Raw genomic sequence first — 24386 nt, forward strand, 5'->3', positions numbered from 1 at the left:
CGATGCCCTCGAATTCCTCCGTCTCCCGCACCCCGCCCTCACCCGGCGCGTTCTACGCAGCATTTCTCGACTGGGCGCGCACCGACGGCCGCACGTGGATCTATCTGTTCAAGGCGCTCGCCGCGTGCTTTCTCGCGCTCGGCGTCGCGATGAAGCTCGACCTGCCGCAGCCGCGCACCGCGATGACGACCGTCTTCATCGTGATGCAGCCGCAAAGCGGCATGGTGTTCGCGAAGAGCTTCTACCGGATCTGCGGGACGCTGATCGGTCTCGTCGTGATGATGGCGCTGATCGGCCTGTTCGCGCAGCAGCCCGAGCTGTTCATCATCGCAACGGCAATCTGGGTCGGCATCTGCACGGCGGGCGCCGCGCGCAACCGCAATTTCCGCTCGTATGGCTTCGTGCTCGCGGGCTATACGGCGGCGCTGATCGGCATTCCCGCCTCGCAGCATCCCGACGGCGCGTTCATGACGGCGCTCACGCGCGTCGCCGAAGTCGTGGTCGGAATTCTCTGCTCGGGTGTGGTGAGCGCACTGGTGTTCCCGCAGCACGCAGGCGAGCAGATGCGCAGCACTGTGCGCGCACGCTTCTCGTCGTTCGTCGACTATGTGTGCGCGGCGCTCTCGGGCAACGTCGACCGCGCACGCATCGAGGACACCAACGCGAAGTTCGTCGCCGATGTGGTCGGCTTCGAGGCCGTGCGCAGCGTGGCCGTGTTCGAAAGCCCCGATGCTCGGATGCGCAACGGCCGTCTGTCGCGTCTGAACAGCGAGTTCATGACGGTATCGACACGTTTTCACGCGCTGCATCAGTTGATGAACCGCTTGCGCGTATCGGACACGGCAGGTGCGACGGCCGCCGTCGATGCGCTCGAACCGTATTTCCGCGAGATTTCGCCGTTGCTGAGCAAGTCGGGCGAGCCGGTGCTGACGGCCGCCGACGCGGCGCACGCAGCGGCGCAGCTCGAAGCGTTCAAGACCGGCCTGCCGAAGCGCATGCGCGCGACGCGCGCCGAACTCGAACATCGCGCCGACGTGCCGCTGCTCGATTTCGACACGGGCGCCGAACTGCTTTACCGCTTCGTCGACGACCTGCATGCGTATGCCGCGACCTATGCGTCGCTTGCCGTGGCGACGCACGAACGCGAGCGCTGGATCGAGCGCTACGAGCCGAGGACGAACGGCATCGCGGCGGGCGTCGCGGGCCTGCGCGCGGCCGTCGTGATGGCGATTCTCGGCGCGTTCTGGATTGCGACCGCGTGGCCGAGCGGCTCGACGCTGACGCTGAACGCGGCGGCTGTCTGTGCGCTCGCGTCGTCGTCGCCGAATCCGACGCGCACCGCATTCCAGATGGCGGCGGGAACGATCCTGTCGTCGATGCTCGCGCTGTGTCTGACGTTCGGCATCTATCCGCATATCGACGGCTTTCCGCTGCTGTGCGCCGCGCTCACGCCGTTCCTCGCGTTCGGCGTGTGGATGACCACGCGCCCGAAGCTGGCGGGTTACGGCGTCGGCTACTGCATCTTTTTCTGCTTCCTCGCGGGCCCGGACAACGTGATTCATTACGATCCGGGCAGCTTCATCAACGACGCGATGGCGCTCGCGATCTCGATGCTGGTCGCGTCGATTGCGTTCGCGGTGCTGCTGCCGCCGTCGACGCCGTGGCTGCGCAACCGGCTGCTGATCGATCTGCGCGCGCAGGTGGTGCTCGCGTGCCGCGGACGCATCGGAAGCCTGTGGCGGCTGCGCACGCGCTTCGAGAGCGGCGCGCGCGACCTGATGCATCAGATCAACGCGCTGGCGGCGAGCGAAGCCGACGTGCGACGCGAGACGATGCGCTGGATGTTCGCGGTGCTGGAGATCGGCAATGCCGTGATCGACCTGCGCAGTGAAGTGGCGGCGCTGCCGCGTGACGCGCGCCATGCGCCGTCGATGCCGTGGCGCGCCAGTCTGCGCGCGACCTGCGCGGCCGTGAGCCGCCTGTTCGAGCGTCCGCGCACGGAGCGCCTCGACGACGCGCTGGCCGCGACGGCCGATGCGATCGCCGCCGTCCAGCAGACGCTCGCCACGTTCACGCCGCCGCGCGATGAGCGTCATCGGCTGCAACGCATTTTGAGTCATCTGCATTTCATCCGGAGCGCGCTGCTCGATCCGCAATCGCCGCTGGGGCAACTCGGCGACGCTGGCGGCCTGGACGGCGACGCGCCACAAGGAGTTCGCCATGCCACGTGAGATTGCCGTACTCGACGCGTACGTGCCTGCCATCGTGCTGCTGTTCATCGCGGGCGCCGCGATCACCTGGGTGCTCGACCGCGCAATGGCCTGGACGGGCCTGTATCGCGTCGTGTGGCACCCGTCCCTGTTCCGCGCGAGCCTGCTCGTGTGTGTGTGCGGCGTACTGGGCCTCGCCGTTTATCGTTAAGAAGAGTCGACTCATGACTATCAGAAACATCATTGGATTCATCGCGACGGCCATTGTGTTCGTCGTCGCGATCCTGATCGGCCGTGCGCTGTGGGTGCATTACATGGACGAGCCGTGGACGCGCGACGGCCGCGTGCGCGCCGAAGTCGTGAACATTGCGCCGGACGTGTCGGGCGCCGTGGTCGAGCTGCCGGTGCGCGACAACCAGTTCGTGCACAAGGGCGATCTGCTGATGCAGATCGATCCGTCGCACTACCAGATCGCCGTCGAGCAGGCGCAGGCGGCCGTCGCCGCGCGCAAGGCCGAGCTGCAGATGCGGCGCGACGATGCGCAGCGGCGGGCGGACATGGACAGCCTCGTGGTATCGAAGGAAAGCCGCGAGAACGCGACGCATACGGCTTCGGCTGCCGAAGCGCAGTATCAGCAGGCGCTTGCCGCGCTGGATGCGGCGAAGCTGAATCTGGAGCGCACGCGGGTGGTGGCGCCTGTCGACGGGTATGTGACGAACCTGAACGTGTATCGCGGTGATTATGCGATTGCCGGGTCGGCGAAGCTGGCTGTCGTCGATAGCAACTCGTTCTGGGTGTATGGGTATTTCGAGGAGACGAAGCTGCCGCACGTAAAGGTCGGCGATAAGGCTGATATCCGCCTCATGAGCGGCGGGACTTTAAAGGGGCATGTCGAGAGTATTTCTCGCGGGATTTATGATCGCGATAATCCGCAGAGCCGTGAGTTGCTTGCTGATGTGAATCCGACTTTCAATTGGGTGAGGTTGGCGCAGCGCGTGCCAGTGCGGGTCAAGATTGATTCTGTGCCTGACGGCGTTTTGTTGTCCGCTGGGACAACCTGCACTGTTGTTGTCACGCCGTCCTGAGTTTTTTTGTCTGCGACGCAGTCGCGATTCTGGTTTTTGGTTTTTTTGGTTTTTTTGGTTTTTTGCTTTTTGTCTTTCGCTGGCATCCGCGATTTCGTATCCGTAGTTCATGCGTCGCCCCTGTGCGGGGCGGCACCTACTTTTCTTTGCAGCGGCAAAGAAAAGTAGGCAAAAGAAAGCCGCTCACACCGCCAATCCTTGTGTTTGCCTGCGGGCCCCCAGCGGGTCCCGCACTCCACACGGCAACTCACTTTTCCACGCGTGTTGCCAGCGCCTTTAACAGGCGCATCACCCTCTCCAGTCACCCGTAGCGCAACCCGCGACAGCGATCCGTCTGCGCCGCCCAGGTGGCAAACGGTGTGTAGGTTGCCGCGCCGTACGCGTTGGCGCTCCTACGACACCGATCCCGGTTTTCAGTCCGGAGTGGTGCACTTCCATCACGACGGCCTACACACAGTTTGCCACCTGGGCGGCCGGGGACTTCCTGGTAACGCGGTCCGTGATGCGGGAGTGTGAAGTGGATGCGGCGTGAGTTAGTACGCTGGCAACGGGCGTGCGACAGTGTGCTGCCGCGTGAAGTGCGGGACCCGTGGGGGGCCCGCAGGCAAAGACTAGCATTCGCGGTGTGAGCCCGCTTTCTTTGCTTAGGAAGGTCTGAACAACCCGTTTTCTGCCTGGGATCTCTAACTGGCACGCGCGGAGTGGAATTCGCGTCCTCATTCACGCTGTGTTGAACCGATGCCGGTCGCATCTTGCGCATGGACGCTGCGCCTTTGGGGGGCGTCTTCACCCTTCATTTCGCTTTACCGAGCACCCCGCGAGCCAGCCAGAGATTGATCAGCGCGAACTGCGTTTCGATCTGCGCCGTGTTTTTCGCCAGTCCCCGATACCGCGCCTTCAGATAGCCGAACTGACATTTGAGCACCCGAAACGGGTGCTCAACCTTCGCCCGCACGCCCGCCTTGAGCCGCTCGACTTTCTCGTAGATTCTGTCCAGCCGCTTGCTTTTGTCCAGCTTTCTTCGCTTGCTCGGCCTCATCGCCACGTGCCACTGGACGGCACCCGTTTCGCCTCGCTTCTCGATGCCCACGTAGCCCGCATCGGCAAACGCAACCTGCTCGTCGCCGTGCAACAGTTCATGCGCCACCGTGATGTCGTGAACATTTGCCGGCGTGCACTTGACGGTATGCACGAGCCCCGACTCCACATCGACTCCGATGTGCGCCTTCATACCGAAGTACCAGCTGCCGCCCTTTTGCGTCTGGCTCATCTCGGGGTCTCGCGTGCCAGCCTTCTTCGTCGAACTGGGTGCCGAAATCAGCGTTGCGTCGACCGCCGAGCCCACCTTGAGCATCAGGCCCTTCGCCTGCAGGATCTCGTTGACCGTCGCCAGCATTCTGGCCGACAGCTCATGGGCCTCAAGCAGGTGCCGGAATCGCAGGATCGTGCTCTCGTCAGGCAGCCGCGTCATGCCCGTGCCCAGCAGCGCGAACTCCCGGTACAGCGGGATGTCGTGCAGCGCCTCCTCCATCGCCGGGTCCGAGAGGCTGAACCATTGTTGCATGAAGTGAATGCGAAGCATCGTCTGGATCGGAAAAGGCGGGCGGCCAGTCTTGCCTTTCGGATAGTGCGGTTCGATGAGCGCAATCAGCTTCTGCCACGGCACCACGCGCGTCATCTCATCGAGAAACTCGCGCTTGCGGGTGCGCTTCGTCGACAGATCCAGACCAAGACCAAGTTGTGTCATCACGCCACTCCATGAAGTCTCCTGATCCCAGGATAGTCCAAGCTCACGTCAATGCCAGGACTTTTGCAGAGATTCCCTTACTTTCTTTGCGGCGGCAAAGAAAGTAAGTGCCGCCCCGCACAGGGGCAACGCATGAAGTACGGATACGAAATCGCGGATGCCAGCGAAAGACAAAAAGCAAAAAGCAAAAAACCAAAAAGCAGAATGGCGACTGCGTCGCAGACAAAAACCAAAACCCTACCGAAGTGAAAACTTGGCAACAGCCAACTTCAGCCCCTGAGCCTGATCATCAAGAGCACGCGCAGCCGCCGTAGCCTGCTCAACAAGAGCAGCATTCTGCTGGGTACCCGCATCCATCTGCGACACAGCAAGATTGATCTCTTCGATACCAGAACTCTGCTCGGCGGAAGCAGCCGAGATCTCCCCCATGATGTCCGTCACGCGCTTCACGGCGCGCACGACTTCGCCCATCGTTTGCCCCGCGTCCTGTGCCAGCTGCGAGCCGTTGCTCGCGCGCTCGACCGACGCGCTGATCAGCCCCTTGATCTCCTTCGCCGCCGACGCGCTGCGCTGCGCCAGGTTGCGCACCTCGCCCGCCACCACCGAGAAGCCGCGCCCTTCCTCGCCCGCGCGCGCCGCCTCGACGGCGGCATTCAGCGCGAGGATGTTGGTCTGGAAGGCAATCCCTTCGATCACCCCGATGATGTCGCCGATGCTCTTCGCGCTGTCGTTGATCTCGCCCATCGTCGCAACCACGCGGCCGACTACGTCGCCGCCCTTCTCCGCAATCGCCGACGCATTGTCGGCCAGCGTGCGGGCCTGCTTCGCGTTGTCCGCGTTCTGACGCACGGTCGACGTCAACTCTTCCATGCTGCTCGCCGTCCGTTCGAGCGCCATCGCCTGCTGCTCGGTGCGTTGCGACAGATCGAGGTTGCCCATCGAAATCTCGCCCGACGCCGCCGCGATCGCCTCCGCGCTCGACGCAATATGCGCGACCGTCGACGACAGCCCGTTCTGCATGTCGCGCAACGCCGACAGCATGCTCGAGTTGTCGCGCTTGCCGAGCACGATGTCGTTCGAGAGATCGCCCGCCGCGATACGGCTCGCAATTTCCTTCGCATACACGGGCTCGCCGCCGAGCTGCCGCGCGAGACGCCGCACGACCCACTCGCTGATCACGAACGCGAGCACGATCAGCGCGACCGTCATCACGGCCATCATCACGAACGACGACTGATAGATGAACGACGACGCATCAATGGTCGCCTTCGCCGCCTTGCCGCGCTGCGCGACGAGTTCGTCGACGAGCTTTTCCAGCTTGCCCGTTTCGACCAGCATCGAGACGTCCATCGTGCCGACCTGCCAGTTCATCTGCGACAGGTCGAGCGGCTGCGCCTTTACGAGCGTCACGAAATCGCGCAGATGGCCGCTCCACACGCCCGTCGCATCGGCGAACTTCTTCTGCTGCGCGGCGACTTCCGCAGTGTCGGCGTATTGCTGGAGCGTACTGAGTTCGGTCGACAGACCCGCGAGTCCCTTGTCGATATCGGCGCCCAGTTCGTCGCGTTCCTTCGCGGTCGTCGCCGTCAGCAGCATCTTCTGGGCGCGGCTCGCGCGCAGCAGGTAGCCGCGCGCTTCCTCGGCGGCCCGGCTGGCAACGTGGCCCTGCTCGTAGATCGAACGCATCTGCCCATTCAGGCGGCTGATCTGCGCAAGCGAGAACACGCCGATGGCGAGTGTGCCCGCCAGCAATACGGCAAATGCGAAGCGCAAAGTCTTCTTCACGGACCAGCCGCGCAGCTTGATGCTCCGCTTGCCCGAACGCGCCGGCCCCCGGCCGCTTCGCCATCCGGTACGAACCCCGCGCCCGGCTGGCCACCCAGCGTAACTGCTTTCATGTTGTCGTCCCCACTTGTGTTGCCATTGCCGGAAAGGTCGGTTCCGGCATTGCTGCTTTTCTCTCCGGGATGACGGCATCGCCAGCGACGTTCTTGAGGCCGCCCTTCCAGCAATTTTCCCGGTCCTACGCGCGCCGCCTCATGAGCAGCGCGGCGTCGGATTTATACATTGGCCAAAATTCGTTGGGCGCGTTTTCCCACGTTTTGCACTCGCCGTCGCCGCCGCAAGCCCTGTTCGACGCGCCCGCGCAACGCTTCATCGCGGTGCGCGCCGCGCACGCGAAGCGGGCACAGGGCGGCCCGCCCCCGCCGATTGATGTCCGAAACGCGACAAAACTTGGCCGGACAATTGGCGCGAGACAAACTACACTTCAACAAACGCTAAAAACATCCCGCCGCCGACCGTTTGCCGCAACTGCCGGCGCGCGCTTCCGAGCCACCTCTCCTGACCGACCACATGGAAACCAGCCTCGACAAAGGCGCCCTGGCTGGCGCCGCTGCTTCAGCTTCCGCCACGGCTACCGCCAGGCCGCAAGCAAAGACCGTTTATTCGATTCTTGGCGCGATCAGCTTCTCGCATCTGATGAACGACATGATCCAGTCGTTGATCCTTGCGATCTATCCGATGCTGAAGGCCAATTTCTCGCTGTCGTTCGGGCAGATCGGCCTGATCACGCTCACGTACCAGATCACGGCGTCGCTGCTGCAACCGCTCGTCGGCTTCTACACGGACAAGCATCCGAAGCCGTATTCGCTGCCTGTCGGCATGGGCTTCACGCTGTCGGGTCTGCTGCTGATGTCGGTTGCGCCGAGCTTCGGCGTGTTGCTGATCGCTGCGGCGCTGGTCGGCTGCGGATCGTCGGTGTTTCACCCGGAGTCGTCGCGGGTGGCGCGCATGGCGTCGGGCGGCAAGCATGGTCTTGCGCAGTCGCTGTTTCAGGTGGGCGGCAACGCCGGCTCGTCGCTGGGGCCGCTGCTTGCCGCGCTGATCGTGATTCCGCATGGCCAGCGCAGCATTGCGTGGTTTTCGGCGGCGGCGCTCCTCGGCATTCTCGTGCTGACCCATATCAGCCGCTGGTACAAGCATCATCCCGCGACGAAGAAAGCGCGCGCGGGCGCTGCGCCGCATGCGACGCTATCGCGTGGCAAGGTTGCGTTTGCGATGAGCATTCTGGTGCTGCTGGTGTTCTCGAAATATTTCTACCTGACGAGCATCAACAGCTACTTCACGTTCTATCTGATCGACAGGTTCCATCTGCCCGTGCAGGCGGCGCAGGTCCATCTGTTTGTGTTCCTTGCGGCTGTCGCGGCGGGCACGATGATCGGCGGCCCGGTGGGCGACCGGATTGGCCGCAAGTATGTGATCTGGGTGTCGATTCTCGGCGTCGCGCCGTTCACGCTGCTGCTGCCGTATGCGAACCTGTTCTGGACTGGCGTGCTGACCGTGATCATCGGGATCGTGCTGGCTTCTGCTTTCTCGGCGATTCTTGTGTATGCGCAGGAATTGATTCCCGGGAAGGTCGGGATGGTGGCCGGTTTGTTCTTCGGATTCGCCTTTGGGCTTGGCGGGATCGGGGCTGCCGTGCTGGGGCAACTGGCTGATGCCACCAGCATTCCCTATGTCTATAAGGTTTGCTCGTTCTTGCCGTTGCTGGGGATTTTGACTGTTTTCCTGCCGGATGTTGAGGGGAAGCGGGCTTCCAAAGCCTGAGGTTTTTTTGTCTGCGACGCTAGTCGCCATTCTTTGCTTTTTTGGCGCTGGCGTCCGCGAGTTTGTGGGCCGCATCCGCGAATTCGTGGCTGGCATCCGCGAATTCGTGGCTCGCATCCGCGAATTCGTATCGGTGCTTCTTGCGTTGCCCCTGTGCGGGGCGGCACTTACTTTCTTTGCCGCCGCAAAGAAAGTAAGCAAAGAAAGCGGGCTAACCCCGCCAATTCTTCTTCCTGCCTGCGGGCCCCAACGGGTCCCGCACTCCACACGGCATCAAGCTACTCAATGCCCGTTGCCAGCGTTCCTGGAATCGCATCCCCCACTTCACACCCCCGCGTCACGGACTGTGTTACCAAACGTCAACCGCCGCCCAGGTGGCAAACTGTGTGTAGGCCATCGCGACGTACGTGCACCACTCCGGACTGAAAAGCGGGATTGGTGTCGTAGGAGCGCGAACGCGTAAGGCGCGACAACCTACACACCGTTTGCCACCTGGGCGGCGCAGACGAGTCGCTGCCCCGGGCTGCGCTACGGGTGACTGGAGCGGGTGATGCGCCTGTTCAAGGCGTTGGCAACACACATGAAATAGCGCGTTGCCGTCTGGAGTGCGGGACCGGTTGGGGGCCCGCAGGCAGACACAAGAATTGGCGGGGTTAGCCCGCTTTCTTTGCTTACTTTCTTTGCGGCGGCAAAGAAAGTAAGTGCCGCCCCGCACAGGGGCAACGCTTGCAGCACCGATACGAATTCGCGGATGCCAGCCACGAAACCACGGACGCCAGAGCAGCAAAAAAGAAAAAAACGGCGACTAGCGTCGCAGACAAAAAAACGTCATGGTGAACCCGCGTTGCCCACGCCACCTGGCGTACCCTATTCTGTCCAGACCCGCGTCAGCGCAAAAAACCAGGACGGCCCGATGACCACCTATCGCGAGTTCCACCGCCGCTCGATCGAATCCCCGGAAGACTTCTGGCGCGAGCAAGCCAACCGCATCCATTGGGAAACCAGATTCGACACCGTCCTCGACCGCTCGAATCCGCCCTTCGCCCGCTGGTTCGTCGGCGGCAGAACCAACCTCTGTCACAATGCGGTCGACCGGCATCTCGCAGAACGCGCGCAACAGAACGCACTCGTCTATGTGTCGACGGAAACGGGCATTGAGCGCCGCTACACCTACGCCGAACTGCACGCGGAAGTGAACCGGATGGCAGCCGTGATGCGCTCGCTCGGCGTCAAGCGCAGCGACCGCGTGCTGATCTATCTGCCCATGATCCCCGAAGCCGTGTTCGCCATGCTCGCGTGCGCACGGCTAGGCGCGATCCACTCGGTCGTGTTTGGCGGCTTCGCAGCGCCAAATCTCGCCGCGCGCATCGACGACGCCAAGCCCGTGCTGATCGTCACAGCCGACGCAGGCGCGCGCGCCGGCAAGGTGATCGACTACACGCCGCTCGTCGACGAAGCGATGTCGCGCGCGACGCACAAGACGCCGCACGTGCTCCTGATCGACCGGCAACTGACGCCCGAACGTCTGAACGCGCCCTACCTCGTCGCCTACGAGCCGCTGCGCGAACAGTTCTTCGACGCCCACGTGCAATGCGAATGGCTCGAATCGACTGAACCGTCTTACGTGCTCTACACGTCGGGCACGACGGGCAAGCCGAAGGGCGTGCAGCGCGACGTCGGCGGTTATGCGGTGGCACTCGCGGCATCGATGGAATACATCTTCGAAGGCAAAGCGGGCGACACGATGTTTACCGCGTCCGACGTCGGCTGGGTCGTCGGTCACAGCTATATCGTCTACGCGCCGCTGATCGCGGGTCTCACGACGCTCATGTACGAAGGCACGCCCATCCGTCCCGACGGCGGCATCTGGTGGCGGCTCGTCGAGCAGCACAAGATCAACCTGATGTTCACCGCGCCGACGGCGATCCGCGTGCTCAAGAAACAGGACCCCGCGCTCCTCAAACAGGCGGACCTGTCGAGCCTGCGCACACTCTTTCTCGCGGGCGAGCCGCTCGACGAACCGACGGCTTCCTGGATCGCGGACGCGCTCGGCAAACCCGTCGTCGATAATTTCTGGCAAACGGAAACCGGCTGGCCGATTCTCGCCATCCAGCGCGGCGTCGAAGCACTGCCGCAAAAGCTCGGCTCGCCGGGCGTGCCCTGCTACGGCTACGACCTGACGCTGCGCAACGAGCACACGGGCGAGCCGTGTCCGCCGGGCGAAAAAGGCGTGATCACGCTCGGCTATCCGCTGCCGCCGGGCTGCATGTCGACCGTCTGGGGCGACGACGCACGCTTCGTCAAAACGTATTGGGAAAGCGTGCCGAACCAGCAGGTCTATTCGACGTTCGATTGGGGTATTCAGGACGAAGACGGCTACGTGACGATCCTCGGCCGCACCGACGACGTGATCAACGTCGCGGGCCATCGCCTCGGCACGCGCGAAATCGAAGAAGCGCTGTCGGCTCACAAGGCGGTGGCGGAAGTGGCCGTGGTCGGCGTGACCGATCCCGTCAAGGGACAGGCGGCAATTGCGTTCGTCGTCGTGCGCGATGCGGGTGCGTACGAATCGGACGATGCACGCACGAAGCTGTCCGCCGATCTGTGCGCGACCGTCGATCGCCAGCTCGGCGCGATCGCGCGGCCCGCGCATGTGGTGCTGGTGTCGATGCTGCCGAAGACGCGCTCGGGCAAGCTGTTGCGCCGCGCGATCGCCGCGCTCGCCGAAGGCCGCGATCCCGGCGATCTGCCGACCATCGAAGACCCGTCGGCGCTGCAGCAGATTCGCGAAGCCGTCGCAGCGAGGCTGACTTCGAAGTAAGGACCTAACCGGGACCTAACCGGGACCTAATCGCGGACCTGGCCGCGCGGCGACAGAAACCGCTTCAGAATCCCGCTTGAATACGTGCCCGCGATTTCGGTCAGAAACGTGACGAACGATGCGGGCGCATGCGCGTCGGCCGTATCGGAAATGGTCCGCACGATCGCGCACGGCACGTTGTATTCGTAGCAGACCTGCGCGATCGCTGCGCCTTCCATCTCGACGGCGAGCGCGTCCGGCAACGCGGCGCGCAGCATATCGACGGCTGTCGCGCTGGCGACGAACTGATCGCCGCTCAGAATCAGCCCGCAATGCACTACTGGACGCGCCTCGGTCAGAAAACGCTGCGACAGCGCATCGCCCTCTTCTTCGATGAACCGCTCGCAGGCGCTCGCCAGCGCGGCCGTCAGCGGCGCGTCGGCGGCAAAGCGCGACATGCCGAGCAGCGGCACTTCGAAACGCGGAAACAGCGGCGATGCATCCATGTCGTGCTGCATCAGCGATTGGGCGACGACGATATCGCCGATCCGCACAGCCGGCCCGACGCCGCCCGCGACGCCCGTGAACAGGACGGCCTCGACATCGAACGCGTGAATCAGCGCGCTCACGGTCGCCGCCGCCGCGACCTTGCCGACGCGCGCCAGCGTCACCACGCATGGCGCGCCGTGCACCGTGCCGAGGTGATAGTCGCGCTTGCCGTGCGTAATGGTTTCGACGGCGCCTTCGGCGCGCATCGCGATCAGCAGATCGCCGAGTTCCTGCTGCAGCGCCGCCATCACGCCGAGCGGACGGCGCGGAATCGTTGCTTCCGCAGTTGCTTCAGACGGCAGCGCGCTCATTCGACCGCCTGCAGTTTGGCAACGGCCAGCGCGAGCCATTTCTCGCCGTGCCGCTTGAACTTGACGAGCGCCTTCGCGTCGGCGCCACCGCCTTCGAGCGCGGTGATCGTGCCTTCGCCGAATTTCGTGTGGAACACCTGCTGGCCGACACGGAAGCCCGTATCGGCCGCGCGCTGCTCGTTCGCGAACGCGGGCAACGGCGCGTTGGTCGTCGCGTAGCTCTCCCTGCCCTGCTTGCCGCCCTGATAACCGCCCTGCTGACGGTCCGGGCGCGAGAACCAGTCGCGGCCCCAGCCGGCGTTGTCCGAGCGGCCGCCCCAGCGCGCGCCCGCTTCCACCTTCGGCGTGAGCCACTTGAGCGTTTCCTGCGGCAGTTCGTCGAAGAAACGCGAGCGGATGTTGTAGCGCGTCTGGCCGTGCAGCATCCGGCTCTGCGCGAACGACAGATACAGCCGCTCCTTCGCGCGCGTGATCGCGACGTACATCAGACGGCGCTCTTCTTCGAGCCCGTCGGATTCCATCGCGCTGTTTTCGTGCGGGAACAGCCCTTCTTCGAGCCCCGTGATGAACACGGCCGTAAATTCGAGGCCCTTCGCCGCGTGCACCGTCATCAGCTGCACGGCTTCCTGGCCGGCCTGCGCCTGGTTGTCGCCTGCTTCGAGCGATGCGTGCGACAGGAAACCCGCGAGCGGCGTCATCGTGTCGGGGTTCTGCGCGGGGTCGGCAGGGTTCGCGGCGTCGAGCACGTCGACGCCGGAATCGTCGGTCGAAACCACGAGTTCGGGCACGGCCGTCGCGCCGGGACGCAGCGGAATCGAACGCGCGGGCGTGTCGAGGCCGTAGCCTTCTTCGCTGACGAAGGCGGTGGCCGCATTGACCAGTTCCTGCAAGTTCTCGAGGCGTTCCTGCCCCTCGCGCTCGTTCTGATAGAACTCGGCCAGGCCGCTCGCGCGCACCACGTATTCGACCGTTTCGGGCAGGCTCATCTGCGCCGTTTCGGCGCGCATCTTCGCGATCAGGTTCGCGAACGTGCCGAGACTCGTGCCCGCTTTGCCCGTGACGTACGGAATCGCCGCCGCCATCGAGCAGTTGTACAGGCGTGCCGCGTCCGCCAGTTGTTCGATCGAGCGCGCGCCGATGCCGCGCGTCGGGAAATTCACGACGCGCGCGAACGCGGTGTCGTCGTTCGGATTATCGATCAGGCGCAGATACGCGAGCGCATGCTTCACTTCCTGACGCTCGAAGAAGCGCAGGCCGCCATACACGCGATACGGAATGCCCACGTTCACGAGCGTATGTTCGATCGTGCGCGATTGCGCGTTGCTTCGATACAGCACGGCAATCTCGCTGCGCGACAGGCCCGTGTTGATCAGCGCGCGAATTTCTTCGACGATCCAGCCCGCTTCCTGCGAATCCGTCGCGGCCTCGTAGACGCGCACCGGCTCGCCGTGGCCCGCATCCGTGCGCAGATTCTTGCCGAGACGCCGCGAGTTGTTGGCGATCAGATGATTCGCGGCATCGAGAATATGGCCGTGCGAACGGTAATTCTGTTCGAGCTTGATCAGATTACGGACCTTGAACTCGCTCTCGAAGTCGCGCATATTGCCGACGTTAGCGCCGCGGAACGCATAGATGGACTGGTCGTCGTCGCCGACCGCGAAGATTGCGTTGTGCTCGCCCGCCAGCATCTTCAGCCACGCGTATTGCAGCTTGTTGGTGTCCTGGAACTCGTCGACCAGAATGTGCCGGAAGCGCGCCTGATAATGCGCACGCAGCGGCGGGTTGTACGACAGCAGTTCGTAGCAGCGCAGCAGCAGCTCAGGGAAATCGACCACGCCTTCGCGCTGGCACTGCTGGTCGTACGCTTCGTACAGTTCGACGAATTTGCGGTTGAAGTTGTCGGACGCGTCGACATCCTTCGGACGCAGCCCCTGCTCTTTCGCGTTGTTGATGAAGTACTGCAGGTTTTTCGCCGGATATTTCTCGTCGTCGATATTCAGGCCCTTCATCAGGCGCTTGATCGCGGACAGCTGGTCCGACGTATCGAGAATCTGGAACGTCTGCGGCAGGCCCGCGTCGCGATAATGCGCACGCAGCATCCGGTTGCACAGGCCGTGGAACGTGCCGATCCACATGCCGCGCGTGTCGATGGGCAAGAGCGCCGACAGGCGCGACATCATTTCGCGCGCGGCCTTGTTCGTGAAGGTCACGCCGAGGACGGTCGGCGGCGAAGCGAAACCTTGCTGGATCAGCCACGCGATCCGCGTGATCAGCACGCGCGTTTTGCCGCTGCCTGCGCCCGCCAGAATGAGCGCCGGTTCGTTCGGCAGCGTGACGGCGGCGTGTTGTTCGGGGTTCAGGTTCGCGAGCAGTTCGGGCATGAGTGACGAAGAGAAACGACGGTTGCGGCGGGTGGTCCGTCATTATAAGACCGCGAGGCAACGGCGCTTGCCGCGCGCCGTCCGCCCCCGATTGCGCCGCGCGCTCGCGTCCGTCATGGCTGCGTCATGCAGGCTTCTCGCGCAGGTCTTGCGCACGTGCAGCGGCACGCGCGGCCCGCCGCTCCCGCATCCCTTTATAATTCAAGGTTTCAGGCATCTTTCCACGCATTTTCCGGCAGATTTTGACGATGACGACAAGCGACAACACGCTGGCCAAGAGTTTCGAGCCGCAGACGATCGAGTCCCAATGGGGCCCCGAATGGGAAAAACGCGGCTATACCGCGCCGACGATGGAGCCGGGCCGCAAGAATTTCTCGATCCAGTTGCCGCCGCCCAACGTCACGGGCACGCTGCACATGGGCCACGCGTTCAACCAGACCATCATGGACGGCCTGACGCGCTATCACCGCATGCTCGGCGAAAACACGCTGTGGGTGCCGGGCACGGACCACGCGGGCATTGCCACGCAGATCGTCGTCGAGCGTCAGCTGGACGCGCAGGGCGTGTCGCGCCACGATCTCGGCCGCGAAAAGTTCGTCGAGCGCGTGTGGGAATGGAAGCAGCAGTCGGGCTCGACCATCACGGGCCAGGTGCGGCGCCTCGGCGCGTCGATCGACTGGTCGCGCGAATACTTCACGATGGACGACAAGATGTCGGCCGCCGTGCGCGACGTGTTCGTGCGCCTCTATGAACAGGGCCTCATCTATCGCGGCAAGCGCCTCGTGAACTGGGATCCCGTGCTGCTCACGGCCGTGTCCGATCTCGAAGTGGTCAGCGAGGAAGAAAACGGCAGCCTGTGGCACATCCAGTACCCGCTCGCCGACGGCTCGGGTCATCTGACCGTCGCCACGACGCGTCCCGAAACGATGCTCGGCGACGTCGCGCTGATGGTGCATCCGGAAGACGAGCGCTACGCGAAGCTGATCGGCCAGCACGTCAGGCTGCCGCTGACGGACCGCGAAATTCCCATCATCGCCGACGACTATGTAGACCGTGAATTCGGCACGGGCGTCGTGAAGGTCACGCCCGCGCACGATTTCAACGACTATCAGGTGGGCCAGCGCCACAAGCTGCCGCAAATCGAAATCCTCACGCTCGACGCGAAGATCAACGACAACGCGCCCGAAAAATACCGCGGCATGGACCGCTTCGACGCGCGCAAGCAGGTCGTCGCCGATCTGGAAGCGATCGGCGCGCTCGAATCCGTCAAGCCGCACAAGCTGATGGTGCCGCGCGGCGACCGCACGGGCGTCGTGATCGAACCGATGCTCACCGACCAGTGGTTCGTCGCGATGAGCAAGCCGGCGCCGGAAGGTACGTTCAATCCGGGCAAGTCGATCGCCGAAACGGCGCTCGACGTGGTGCGCAACGGTCAGATCAAATTCGTGCCGGAAAACTGGACGACCACGTACTACCAGTGGCTCGAAAACATCCAGGACTGGTGCATCTCGCGCCAGCTGTGGTGGGGTCATCAGATTCCCGCGTGGTACGGCGAGAACGGCGAAATCTTCGTCGCGAAGACGGAAGAAGACGCACGCGCCAAGGCTGACGCACAAGGCTACAAGGGCGCACTGAAGCGCGACGAAGACGTGCTCGACACGTGGTTCTCGTCGGCGCTCGTGCCGTTCTCGTCGCTCGGCTGGCCGCAGGAGACGCCTGAACTGCAGGCATTTCTGCCGTCGTCGGTGCTCGTCACGGGCTTCGACATCATCTTCTTCTGGGTTGCGCGCATGGTCATGATGACCACGCACTTCACGGGCAAGGTTCCATTCGACACCGTCTACGTGCACGGCCTCGTACGCGACGCCGAAGGCCAGAAGATGTCGAAGAGCAAGGGCAACACGCTCGACCCGATCGATATCGTCGACGGCATCGGTCTCGACGCGCTCGTCGCGAAACGCACCACGGGTCTGATGAATCCGAAGCAGGCGGCGTCGATCGAAAAGAAGACGCGCAAGGAATTCCCCGACGGCATTCCCGCGTTCGGCACGGACGCGTTGCGCTTCACGATGGCGTCGATGGCCACGCTCGGCCGCAACGTCAATTTCGATCTCGCGCGCTGCGAAGGCTATCGCAACTTCTGCAACAAGCTGTGGAACGCGACGCGCTTCGTGCTGATGAATTGCGAAGGCCACGACTGCGGCTTCTCGAAGCCGGGCGCCTGCCAGCCGGGCGATTGCGGTCCGGGCGGCTACACGGACTTCTCGCAGGCCGACCGCTGGATCGTGTCGCTCCTGCAGCGCGTCGAAGCTGAAGTTGAGAAGGGCTTTGCCGACTATCGCTTCGACAATGTGGCGAACGCCCTATACAAGTTCGTATGGGACGAATACTGTGACTGGTATCTCGAACTGGCGAAGGTGCAGATCCAGACGGGCACGCCCGAGCAGCAGCGCGCCACGCGCCGCACGCTGCTGCGCGTGCTCGAAACGGTGCTGCGTCTCGCGCACCCCGTGATTCCTTTCATTACGGAAGCGTTGTGGCAGAAGGTGGCGCCGCTTGCGGCAAAGTACCCGGAAGGCAAGGCGGAAGGCGAAGCGTCGATCATGACGCAGCCCTACCCGATCGCCGAAGCGGGCAAGATCGACGAAGCGTCCGAGCGATGGGCCGCCGATCTGAAAGCCGTAATCGACGCATGCCGGAACCTGCGCGGCGAGATGAACCTGTCGCCAGCGACGAAGGTGCCGCTGCTGGTGACGGGCAACGCGGAACGTCTCGCGTCGTTCGCGCCTTACGCACAGGCGTTGGCGCGTTTGTCCGAGGTGCAGATCATCGCGGACGAAGCGACGCTGGATGCACAGGCACATGGCGCGCCGATTGCTATCGTAGGTACGGACAAGCTCGTGCTGAAAGTAGAAATCGACATCGCCGCGGAACGCGAGCGACTGTCAAAAGAAATCGCGAGATTGAACGCAGAGGTTTCGAAATGTAACGCCAAGCTCCAGAACGAGAGTTTTGTTGCAAAAGCACCGCCGGCGGTCGTTGAGCAGGAGCAAAGAAGGCTGGCAGAATACCAGACCACGATTGGCAAGCTGACAGCACAACTGTCGCGCTTGCCAGCCTGATTTGACGACCCATGCGCGCCGCGCCACCTGGCGCCGACGCGCATCCAAACCAGAGGACGCAGGGTACACACATGCTAAAAGTTACAAAGGCAGTCTTTCCGGTCGCGGGTCTCGGCACCCGCTTCCTCCCTGCAACGAAGGCCAGCCCGAAGGAGATGCTGCCTATCGTCGACAAGCCGCTGATCCAGTACGCCGTCGAGGAAGCGATGGCGGCCGGCATCACCGAAATGATCTTCGTCACGGGCCGCAGCAAGCGCGCGATCGAAGACCATTTCGACAAGTCGTACGAAATCGAGGCGGAGCTGGAAGCGCGCGGCAAGGCGAAGCTGCTGGAACTGGTCCGCAGCATCAAGCCGAGCCACGTGGACTGTTTCTACGTGCGTCAGCCGGAAGCGCTGGGCCTCGGCCACGCGGTGTTGTGCGCGGAAAAGCTGGTGGGCGACAACCCGTTTGCGGTGATCCTTGCAGACGACTTGCTGTACGGCAAGCCGCCCGTGATGCAGCAGATGATCGAGGTGTTCGATCACTATCACAGCTCGGTGATTGGCGTCGAAGAGATTCCGCCGTCGGAGACGAAGTCGTACGGTATCGTCGACGGCAAGGAGTGGGAAGACGCCATCATCAAGATGTCGGGCATCGTCGAGAAGCCGGCGCCTGAGGTTGCGCCTTCCAACCTCGGCGTGGTTGGGCGCTATGTGCTGAAGCCGCGGATTTTCGATCATATCCGGGCGTTGAAGCCTGGCGCGGGCGGTGAGTTGCAACTGACGGATGCGATTCAGTCTTTGCTCGCCGATGAGCAGGTTCTTGCTTATAAGTACCACGGCACGCGGTTCGATTGCGGCAGCAAGCTTGGATATCTGAAAGCTACAGTTGAATTTGCCTTGCGGCATCCGGAAGTCGCTGCGGACTTTGAAGAGTACCTGCGGACGAGGTCGCCTGTGCTGGAAGGTTGATCTTTTTTTTCGCCTGCGGCGGGGGTTCGTTTATTCTCGCTGCGCGCTGATGTTCGAGCCGTCCGTGTTTTTGCGACGGCTTTTTTTATTTTTGCTGCGCTGGCTGGCATCTGCGAATTCGTGGCTCGCATCCGCGGTTTCGTGGCTCGCATCCGCGAATTCGTATCGGTGCTTCAGGTGTTGCCCCTGTGCGGGGCGGCACTTACTTTCTTTGCCGCCGCAAAGAAAGTAAGCAAAGAAAGCGGGCTAACACCGCCAGCCCTAGTCGTTGCCTGCGGCCCCCCCACGGGTCCCGCACTCCAGACGGCAACGCGCTATTTCATGTGCGTTGCCAACGTCTCTAACAGGCGCATCACCCGCTCCAGTCACCCGTAGCGCAGCCCGGGGCAGCGACTCGTCTGCGCCGCCCAGGTGGCAAACGGTGTGTAGGTTGTCGCGCCTTACGCGTTCGCGCTCCTACGACACCAATCCCGCTTTTCAGTCCGGAGTGGTGCACTTCCGTCGCGACAGCCTACACACAGTTTGCCACCTGGGCGGCCGGGGACTTCCTGGTAACGCAGTCCGTGATGCGGGAGTGTGAAGTGGGTGAGGCGAATCCAGGAGCGCTGGCAACGGGCATTGAGTAGCTTGATGCCGCGTGGAGTGCGGGACCCGTGGGGGGCCCGCAGGCAGGAAGAAGAATTGGCGGTGTTAGCCCGCTTTCTTTGCTTACTTTCTTTGCGGCGGCAAAGAAAGTAAGTGCCGCCCCGCACAGGGGCAACGCAAGAAGCACCGATACGAATTCGCGGAAGCCAGCCACGAATTCACAGACGCCACCGCAGCAAAAAAACCCAAAACCGGCACCACCGCGTCGCAGACAAAAAAACCTTCACCGCCTCCGCATCAAAAACACAAACACCTTATCCGACGTAGTCGAACTCTCGACGATCTCATTCCCTGTCTGCTTGGAGAAAGCAGCAAAATCCCGCTGCGAGCCGGGATCTGTAGCCAGCACCTTGAGAATCTGGCCACTTTGCATATCAGCCAGCGCCTTCTTGGCGCGCAGAATCGGCAGCGGGCAGTTCAACCCGCGCGCATCCACTTCCTTGTGAATCTGAATTTCCATCGACGATGACCTTCCGAGGCGAGGCGGCGCGCTCGGCGCCATGCAGAAGGCTCAAATTCTAGCGTAAGCGCTGCAAGCGCGCCCAGGCGGCGAAAACCCGGACGCGCCCGCAACAATCACAGATCGACGGCCCGCCCGCTTGAAAGCGACTCGCGCAACGCATAGCCGATCCGTGTCGCCTCCATCGCATCGGCCAACGTCGCCCCGCTTTGCCGCCCTTCCCTGACAGCCGCGACGAACGCCCGCGCTTCATGCAGGAACGCATCCTCGAACCGGTCGAAGAACGTCGGCGTGCACTCGTTGCGAATCCCGCTCGCATCGGCGATTTCGACGCGATTCAGGCGCGGATTCCGTCCGACATACAGCGCGCCCGCCGTGCCGATCACCTCGCTGCCCGTGTCGTTGCCATGCGCCAGCGTGCGCGACGCATAGAACATCGCCATGCGTCCGCCCTCGAACTCGCAGATCGCCACGCCGTTGTCGACATCGCCGAACTCGCGCAACCCCTCGTGCAGCGCGATCACGCCGCTCGCGTAGACGCGCTTCGCCTTCGGCATGCCGAGCAGCCAGCGCGCGACGTCGATATCGTGCACCGTGCAATCGAGAAAAATCCCGCCCGACGTGGGCGCAAAGCGCACGAAAAAGCCCTCGGGATCGTTCTGATCGCAAGTCTGCGAGCGCACCATGAACGGCCTGCCGATCGCACCCGCCCCGATCTTCTCGAACGCGTCGCGATAGCTAGGGTCGAAACGCCGCATGAAACCGATCGTCGCCTGCAACTGCGGATGACGCTGCGCCTCGGCGATCACGCGCTCACACTCCGCGAGATCGAGCGACAGCGGCTTCTCGCAAAACACATGCTTGCCCGCGCGCAACGCATCGACGATCTGCTGCGCGTGCAGCGCGGACGGGGTGACGAGCCACACGGCATCCACATCGCGATCGTCGAGCAGTGCGCCGTAATCGTCGTAAAGACGCGGCGCCGGCAGCGTATTGCGCGCCCACTCGCGCTCCTCCTCGACGGGGCTGCACGCGGCGACGAGCGCCGCGCCCGACACGCGGTACGCGAGATTCTCCGCGTGCCGCTTGCCGAGGCGCCCCAGGCCGACGATACCGATCCGCAACGGTCCGCCGCTCATCACAGCGCCTCGTTGAGCTTGACCGCGCGCCCTTCGCGCCATGAACGCGTCGCGGCTTCGGCGAGTTCCAGTGCCTTCAGGCCATCGGCGACCGTCGTGCGCACCGGCTTGCCCTGTGTGACGGCCTCGAAGAAATGCGCGATTTCGAGCGCATACGCAGCGCGATAGCGTTCGAGGAAGAAGTGCTCGGGCACGTCGCTCGACACCGCCGTCTTCGAGTACGCCGTCACTTCCGTCGGACGCACGTTGCCCGCCTGCAGCATCCCTTCACTGCCCAGCACCTCGAAGCGCTGGTCATAGCCATACGCGGCGCGGCGAGCCGTGTTGATCTGGCACAGGCGGCCGCGCTTCGTGCGGATCGTCACGGCCGTCGAATCGATATCGCCCGCTTCGGCGATCGCGGGATCGGACAGGCAGCTGCCCGTCGCATGCACCGTCTCGGCGTCGTCGTCGAGAATCCAGCGAAAGATGTCGAAGTCGTGAATCAGCATGTCCTTGAAGATGCCGCCCGAGTGCTTGATGTACTCGACGGGCGGTGCGCCGGGATCGCGGCTCGTCACGACGAGCATTTCCGGCGTGCCGATCTCGCCCGCGTCGATGCGCGCCTTCAGCGCGGCAAACGTCGGATCGAAGCGGCGCTGAAAGCCGATCATGCACACGACACCCGCTTTCGCGACGGCATCGGCGCAGGCGCGTGCGCGCTCCAACGTCAGATCGACGGGCTTCTCGCAGAACACATGCTTCTTCTGCGCCGCCGATTGCAGGATCAGATCGGCGTGCGTGTCGGTGCTCGAACAGATCACCGTCGCGCCGACCGACGCATCGCCCATCGCGCCGTCGATATCCGCCACCTGCGCGCCATATTGCGCGGCCAATGCAGCGGCTGCCTCGCGATTCACGTCGACCACATACTTGAGCCGCACGCCCGGCTGCCGCGCGAGATTGGACGCATGAATCTTGCCGATGCGCCCCGCGCCGAACACTGCCACGTCGATCGTCTTGCCTGTCACTTCAGTCATCGTATCCTCCAGTGTCTGTCGACTCTTCTACGTTCAATTCGAGCTTGTACGCGAGCGCGATGAACAGCGCCTGGCACAGGCAGATCGTGCTGGTCAGCGAGCGGAACGCAAACGCGCTGCCCTCTTTCACATACAGCTGCGTGCTCGCGTAGCGCGCGAGCGGCGACAGCTGGCTATCCGTAATGACGAGCGTCTTCGCCTGATGGTGATGCGCGACGCGCAGGCAATACTGCGTCTCCTTGCCGTACGGCGCGAAGCTGATCGCGATGACGACGTCGCCCTTCTTCACGCTGCGAATCTGCTCGCGATACATCCCGCCGAAACCCGACACGAGATGCACGCGCTTCGGCGTGTGCTGCAACGCATAGACGATGTAGCTCGCCACGGGAAACGAACGCCGCACGCCGATCACATAGATGTTGTCCGCCTGCTGCAGCATCTTCACGGCGGCGTCGAACTGCGCGTCGTCGAGCGAGCCTTCGAGTTCGTCCAGACCGTCGCGGCACGCCGCCATGAATTCGCGCGCGACACTGCCGCCCGACAGCCGCCCCGGTTTCTCGTCGATCAGCTTGCGGATACGCTGCTGATAGCTCTGCGCCGAACCGCCCTGCGTCGTATAAGCCTGGCGAAACACAGCCTGCAGATCGGAAAAGCCCGAGAAGCCGAAACGCTGCGCGAAGCGCACCACGGCGGACGGATGCACGCCGCAACTCAGCGCGATATCGCTGGTGCGATCCACCATCACGCTCGAGCGGTGCTGCTCGATATACGTCGCGACGCTCTTCAACTGACGCGGCAACGACTCGTAGTTCTCCGCGATGCGCTGCATCAATTCTTCGACGCTCGGCAACTCTTCTGTGCTGTCTTCCGGCATGGTCCTGACCTCTGTGTTTTTTTGCAGCGCAAAACCGTGCTCCGCAACGCGCTCCCGCGGAGCGCAAGGGACGGAAACGCACCGCCCCGACGTTGCCGAGTATAGGCATTACCGAAAGTAAATGGAATGAATTTTCCATTTTTCTTTGACGTGCAATTTTCATTGCACGAGTTGGAAAACTGGCCTACTCTTGGTCCTGAGCGATGACGCAATGGCGAGCCGGCATCACCTCGCAAAGCGTCAGACGTTCCCCTCAAATACGAACAGACAAAGGTGGAGACAATGAGACTTTGCAAAGGCAAGGCTTCGTTCAAGGTTCTGGCAGCAGCGCTGACGCTGGCGGCGGGCATCGGCGCGATGACGGCGGCATCGACGGCACAGGCGGCGGACGCGAAGTTCGTGCTGATCAGCCATGCGCCGGACTCGGACTCGTGGTGGAACACCATCAAGAATGCGATCAAGCAGGCCGACGAAGATTTCAACGTCGAAACCGACTACCGCAACCCGCCCAACGGCGATCTCGCCGACATGTCGCGCCTGATCGAGCAGGCGGCCGCGCGCAACTATGACGGCGTGATCGTGACCATCGCCGATTTCGACGTGCTGAAGAGCTCGCTCGGCAAGGTCACGGGCAAGAAGATTCCGCTCGTCACCATCAACTCCGGCACGGAAGAGCAGAGCGCGCAGCTTGGCGCGATCATGCACATCGGCCAGCCCGAATACGTGGCGGGCAAGGCCGCGGGCGAAAAGGCCAAGGCTGCCGGCGTGAAGTCGTTCCTGTGCGTGAACCACTTCGCGACCAACGTCGTGTCGTTCGAGCGTTGCCGCGGTTTCGCCGATGCGCTCGGCGTGAACTACAAGACCTCGACGATCGACTCGGGCCAGGATCCGACGGAAATCCAGTCGAAGGTCAGCGCCTATCTGCGCAACCATCCGAACACGGGCGCCGTCCTGACGCTTGGACCGACGCCCGCTTCGGCGACGATCAAGGCCGTGCAGCAGATGGGCCTCGCGGGCAAGATCTACTTCGCGACGTTCGACTTCTCGGACGACATCGCGAAGGGCATCCAGGACGGCACGATCCAGTTCGCGATCGATCAGCAGCCGTATCTGCAAGGCTATATCGCCGTCGCGGTGCTCGCGATCGTGAAGAAAGAACACACGACCGATCCGACGAAGATCCGGCAGATCCTGCAGGCCAATCCGAAGTTCAAGGAGCGCCTGCAAACCTACGGCCTCGAGCCGTCGTATGGGCCGAAGAACATCCGTTCCGGTCCGGGCTTCATCACGAAGGCGAATATCGACAAGGTCATCAAGTACGCGGGCCAGTACCGCTGACCGACTGATTTCTTTAGCCAATACGCGGTACCGGGCGCGCCAGCATCGCGCGACCCCGGCGGACCTTTGCACGCTTTTTTTTGCGCAATGACAGCCGCCATCGTCGGGCGCCCCGACCGCGATCTTTACCGGCTTTCCGCGCGA

The 24386-nt window shown here is 63.1% G+C and carries 15 protein-coding genes and 1 pseudogene; 8 read left to right on the top strand and 8 right to left on the bottom strand.

Annotated features, from left to right (window positions below; translation table 11 throughout):
* Positions 1-2: 2 nt before the first annotated feature.
* The 3 genes from FRZ40_RS05985 to FRZ40_RS05995 are packed head-to-tail and all read left to right on the top strand — an operon-like array spanning position 3 to position 3295.
* Entirely contained in the window at positions 3-2231 is a 2229-nt protein-coding gene (locus FRZ40_RS05985) for an FUSC family protein (RefSeq protein ID WP_147233623.1), read from the top strand.
* Positions 2221-2421 carry a DUF1656 domain-containing protein gene (locus tag FRZ40_RS05990; RefSeq protein WP_147233624.1) on the top strand — a complete coding sequence of 67 codons (201 nt, stop codon included), beginning with the start codon at positions 2221-2223 and terminating at the stop codon, positions 2419-2421. Before FRZ40_RS05985 ends, FRZ40_RS05990 begins: the two co-directional genes overlap by 11 nt.
* Before the next feature lie 13 nt (positions 2422-2434).
* Positions 2435-3295: an efflux RND transporter periplasmic adaptor subunit gene (locus FRZ40_RS05995; protein ID WP_028370367.1), complete on the top strand. Its 861-nt coding sequence runs from the start codon at positions 2435-2437 to the stop codon at positions 3293-3295.
* A gap of 793 nt (positions 3296-4088) precedes the next feature.
* On the opposite strand, the gene FRZ40_RS06000 is transcribed toward FRZ40_RS05995, so the two are convergent.
* Complete coding sequence (locus FRZ40_RS06000; RefSeq protein ID WP_147233625.1) at positions 4089-5042, bottom strand: IS5 family transposase; 954 nt, start codon at positions 5040-5042, stop codon at positions 4089-4091.
* Between the two features lie 237 nt (positions 5043-5279).
* Positions 5280-6940, bottom strand: a pseudogene (locus FRZ40_RS06005) (methyl-accepting chemotaxis protein).
* Positions 6941-7397: 457 nt separating this feature from the next.
* On the opposite strand from FRZ40_RS06005, the gene FRZ40_RS06010 reads away from it, so the two are divergent.
* Together FRZ40_RS06010 and FRZ40_RS06015 are read left to right on the top strand one after the other, a co-directional pair.
* Positions 7398-8651 carry an MFS transporter gene (locus tag FRZ40_RS06010; RefSeq protein WP_147233626.1) on the top strand — a complete coding sequence of 418 codons (1254 nt, stop codon included), beginning with the start codon at positions 7398-7400 and terminating at the stop codon, positions 8649-8651.
* 844 nt (positions 8652-9495) lie between these two features.
* Positions 9496-11472 (top strand): propionate--CoA ligase, encoded by a 1977-nt coding sequence (locus FRZ40_RS06015; protein WP_420873847.1) that lies wholly within the window; start codon positions 9496-9498, stop codon positions 11470-11472.
* Between the two features lie 26 nt (positions 11473-11498).
* On the opposite strand, the gene FRZ40_RS06020 is transcribed toward FRZ40_RS06015, so the two are convergent.
* Together FRZ40_RS06020 and FRZ40_RS06025 are read right to left on the bottom strand one after the other, a co-directional pair.
* Positions 11499-12311, bottom strand: coding sequence for a 5'-methylthioadenosine/adenosylhomocysteine nucleosidase (locus tag FRZ40_RS06020; RefSeq protein ID WP_147233628.1), 813 nt, complete (start codon positions 12309-12311; stop codon positions 11499-11501).
* On the bottom strand, positions 12308-14692 hold the full coding sequence (locus tag FRZ40_RS06025; RefSeq protein ID WP_028370517.1) for a UvrD-helicase domain-containing protein: 2385 nt from the start codon (positions 14690-14692) through the stop codon (positions 12308-12310). Before FRZ40_RS06025 ends, FRZ40_RS06020 begins: the two co-directional genes overlap by 4 nt.
* 248 nt (positions 14693-14940) lie before the next feature.
* On the opposite strand from FRZ40_RS06025, the gene FRZ40_RS06030 reads away from it, so the two are divergent.
* Positions 14941-17814: a valine--tRNA ligase gene (locus tag FRZ40_RS06030; RefSeq protein ID WP_147233629.1), complete on the top strand. Its 2874-nt coding sequence runs from the start codon at positions 14941-14943 to the stop codon at positions 17812-17814.
* A 71-nt stretch (positions 17815-17885) separates the two neighbouring features.
* Positions 17886-18767: a UTP--glucose-1-phosphate uridylyltransferase GalU gene (gene galU, locus FRZ40_RS06035; protein ID WP_012400984.1), complete on the top strand. Its 882-nt coding sequence runs from the start codon at positions 17886-17888 to the stop codon at positions 18765-18767.
* A gap of 868 nt (positions 18768-19635) precedes the next feature.
* Here the strand turns inward: galU and FRZ40_RS06040 are convergent.
* From FRZ40_RS06040 to FRZ40_RS06055, 4 genes are all read right to left on the bottom strand, one after another.
* Positions 19636-19866, bottom strand: a complete 231-nt coding sequence (locus FRZ40_RS06040) for a sulfurtransferase TusA family protein (protein ID WP_028370519.1) — start codon at positions 19864-19866, stop codon at positions 19636-19638.
* Positions 19867-19988: 122 nt separating this feature from the next.
* A complete protein-coding gene (locus FRZ40_RS06045) occupies positions 19989-21011 on the bottom strand; it encodes a Gfo/Idh/MocA family oxidoreductase (protein WP_147233630.1) in 1023 nt (340 codons plus the stop codon).
* Positions 21011-22030 (bottom strand): inositol 2-dehydrogenase, encoded by a 1020-nt coding sequence (gene iolG / locus FRZ40_RS06050; RefSeq protein WP_147233631.1) that lies wholly within the window; start codon positions 22028-22030, stop codon positions 21011-21013. Before iolG ends, FRZ40_RS06045 begins: the two co-directional genes overlap by 1 nt.
* Complete coding sequence (locus tag FRZ40_RS06055) at positions 22023-22904, bottom strand: MurR/RpiR family transcriptional regulator (RefSeq protein WP_147233632.1); 882 nt, start codon at positions 22902-22904, stop codon at positions 22023-22025. The genes iolG and FRZ40_RS06055 overlap by 8 nt, the downstream gene beginning before the upstream one ends.
* A 282-nt stretch (positions 22905-23186) precedes the next feature.
* Between FRZ40_RS06055 and FRZ40_RS06060 the strand changes: the two genes are divergently transcribed.
* A complete protein-coding gene (locus FRZ40_RS06060) occupies positions 23187-24242 on the top strand; it encodes a sugar ABC transporter substrate-binding protein (RefSeq protein ID WP_028370522.1) in 1056 nt (351 codons plus the stop codon).
* Positions 24243-24386: the final 144 nt, after the last annotated feature.

The organism is Paraburkholderia azotifigens (genome assembly GCF_007995085.1).
GTDB classification, from domain to species: Bacteria; Pseudomonadota; Gammaproteobacteria; order Burkholderiales; family Burkholderiaceae; genus Paraburkholderia; species Paraburkholderia azotifigens.

What these genes read in the sequence shown, in the direction of transcription:
- FRZ40_RS05985 (WP_147233623.1), top strand. Translation starts at nt 3, where the DNA reads ATGCCCTCGAATTCCTCCGTCTCCCGCACCCCGCCCTCACCCGGCGCG.
- FRZ40_RS06045 (WP_147233630.1), bottom strand. Translation starts at nt 21,011, where the DNA reads ATGAGCGGCGGACCGTTGCGGATCGGTATCGTCGGCCTGGGGCGCCTC.
- FRZ40_RS06020 (WP_147233628.1), bottom strand. Translation starts at nt 12,311, where the DNA reads ATGAGCGCGCTGCCGTCTGAAGCAACTGCGGAAGCAACGATTCCGCGC.
- FRZ40_RS06060 (WP_028370522.1), top strand. Translation starts at nt 23,187, where the DNA reads ATGAGACTTTGCAAAGGCAAGGCTTCGTTCAAGGTTCTGGCAGCAGCG.
- iolG (WP_147233631.1), bottom strand. Translation starts at nt 22,030, where the DNA reads ATGACTGAAGTGACAGGCAAGACGATCGACGTGGCAGTGTTCGGCGCG.
- FRZ40_RS06055 (WP_147233632.1), bottom strand. Translation starts at nt 22,904, where the DNA reads ATGCCGGAAGACAGCACAGAAGAGTTGCCGAGCGTCGAAGAATTGATG.
- FRZ40_RS06000 (WP_147233625.1), bottom strand. Translation starts at nt 5,042, where the DNA reads ATGACACAACTTGGTCTTGGTCTGGATCTGTCGACGAAGCGCACCCGC.
- FRZ40_RS05990 (WP_147233624.1), top strand. Translation starts at nt 2,221, where the DNA reads ATGCCACGTGAGATTGCCGTACTCGACGCGTACGTGCCTGCCATCGTG.
- FRZ40_RS06010 (WP_147233626.1), top strand. Translation starts at nt 7,398, where the DNA reads ATGGAAACCAGCCTCGACAAAGGCGCCCTGGCTGGCGCCGCTGCTTCA.
- galU (WP_012400984.1), top strand. Translation starts at nt 17,886, where the DNA reads ATGCTAAAAGTTACAAAGGCAGTCTTTCCGGTCGCGGGTCTCGGCACC.
- FRZ40_RS06025 (WP_028370517.1), bottom strand. Translation starts at nt 14,692, where the DNA reads ATGCCCGAACTGCTCGCGAACCTGAACCCCGAACAACACGCCGCCGTC.
- FRZ40_RS06030 (WP_147233629.1), top strand. Translation starts at nt 14,941, where the DNA reads ATGACGACAAGCGACAACACGCTGGCCAAGAGTTTCGAGCCGCAGACG.
- FRZ40_RS05995 (WP_028370367.1), top strand. Translation starts at nt 2,435, where the DNA reads ATGACTATCAGAAACATCATTGGATTCATCGCGACGGCCATTGTGTTC.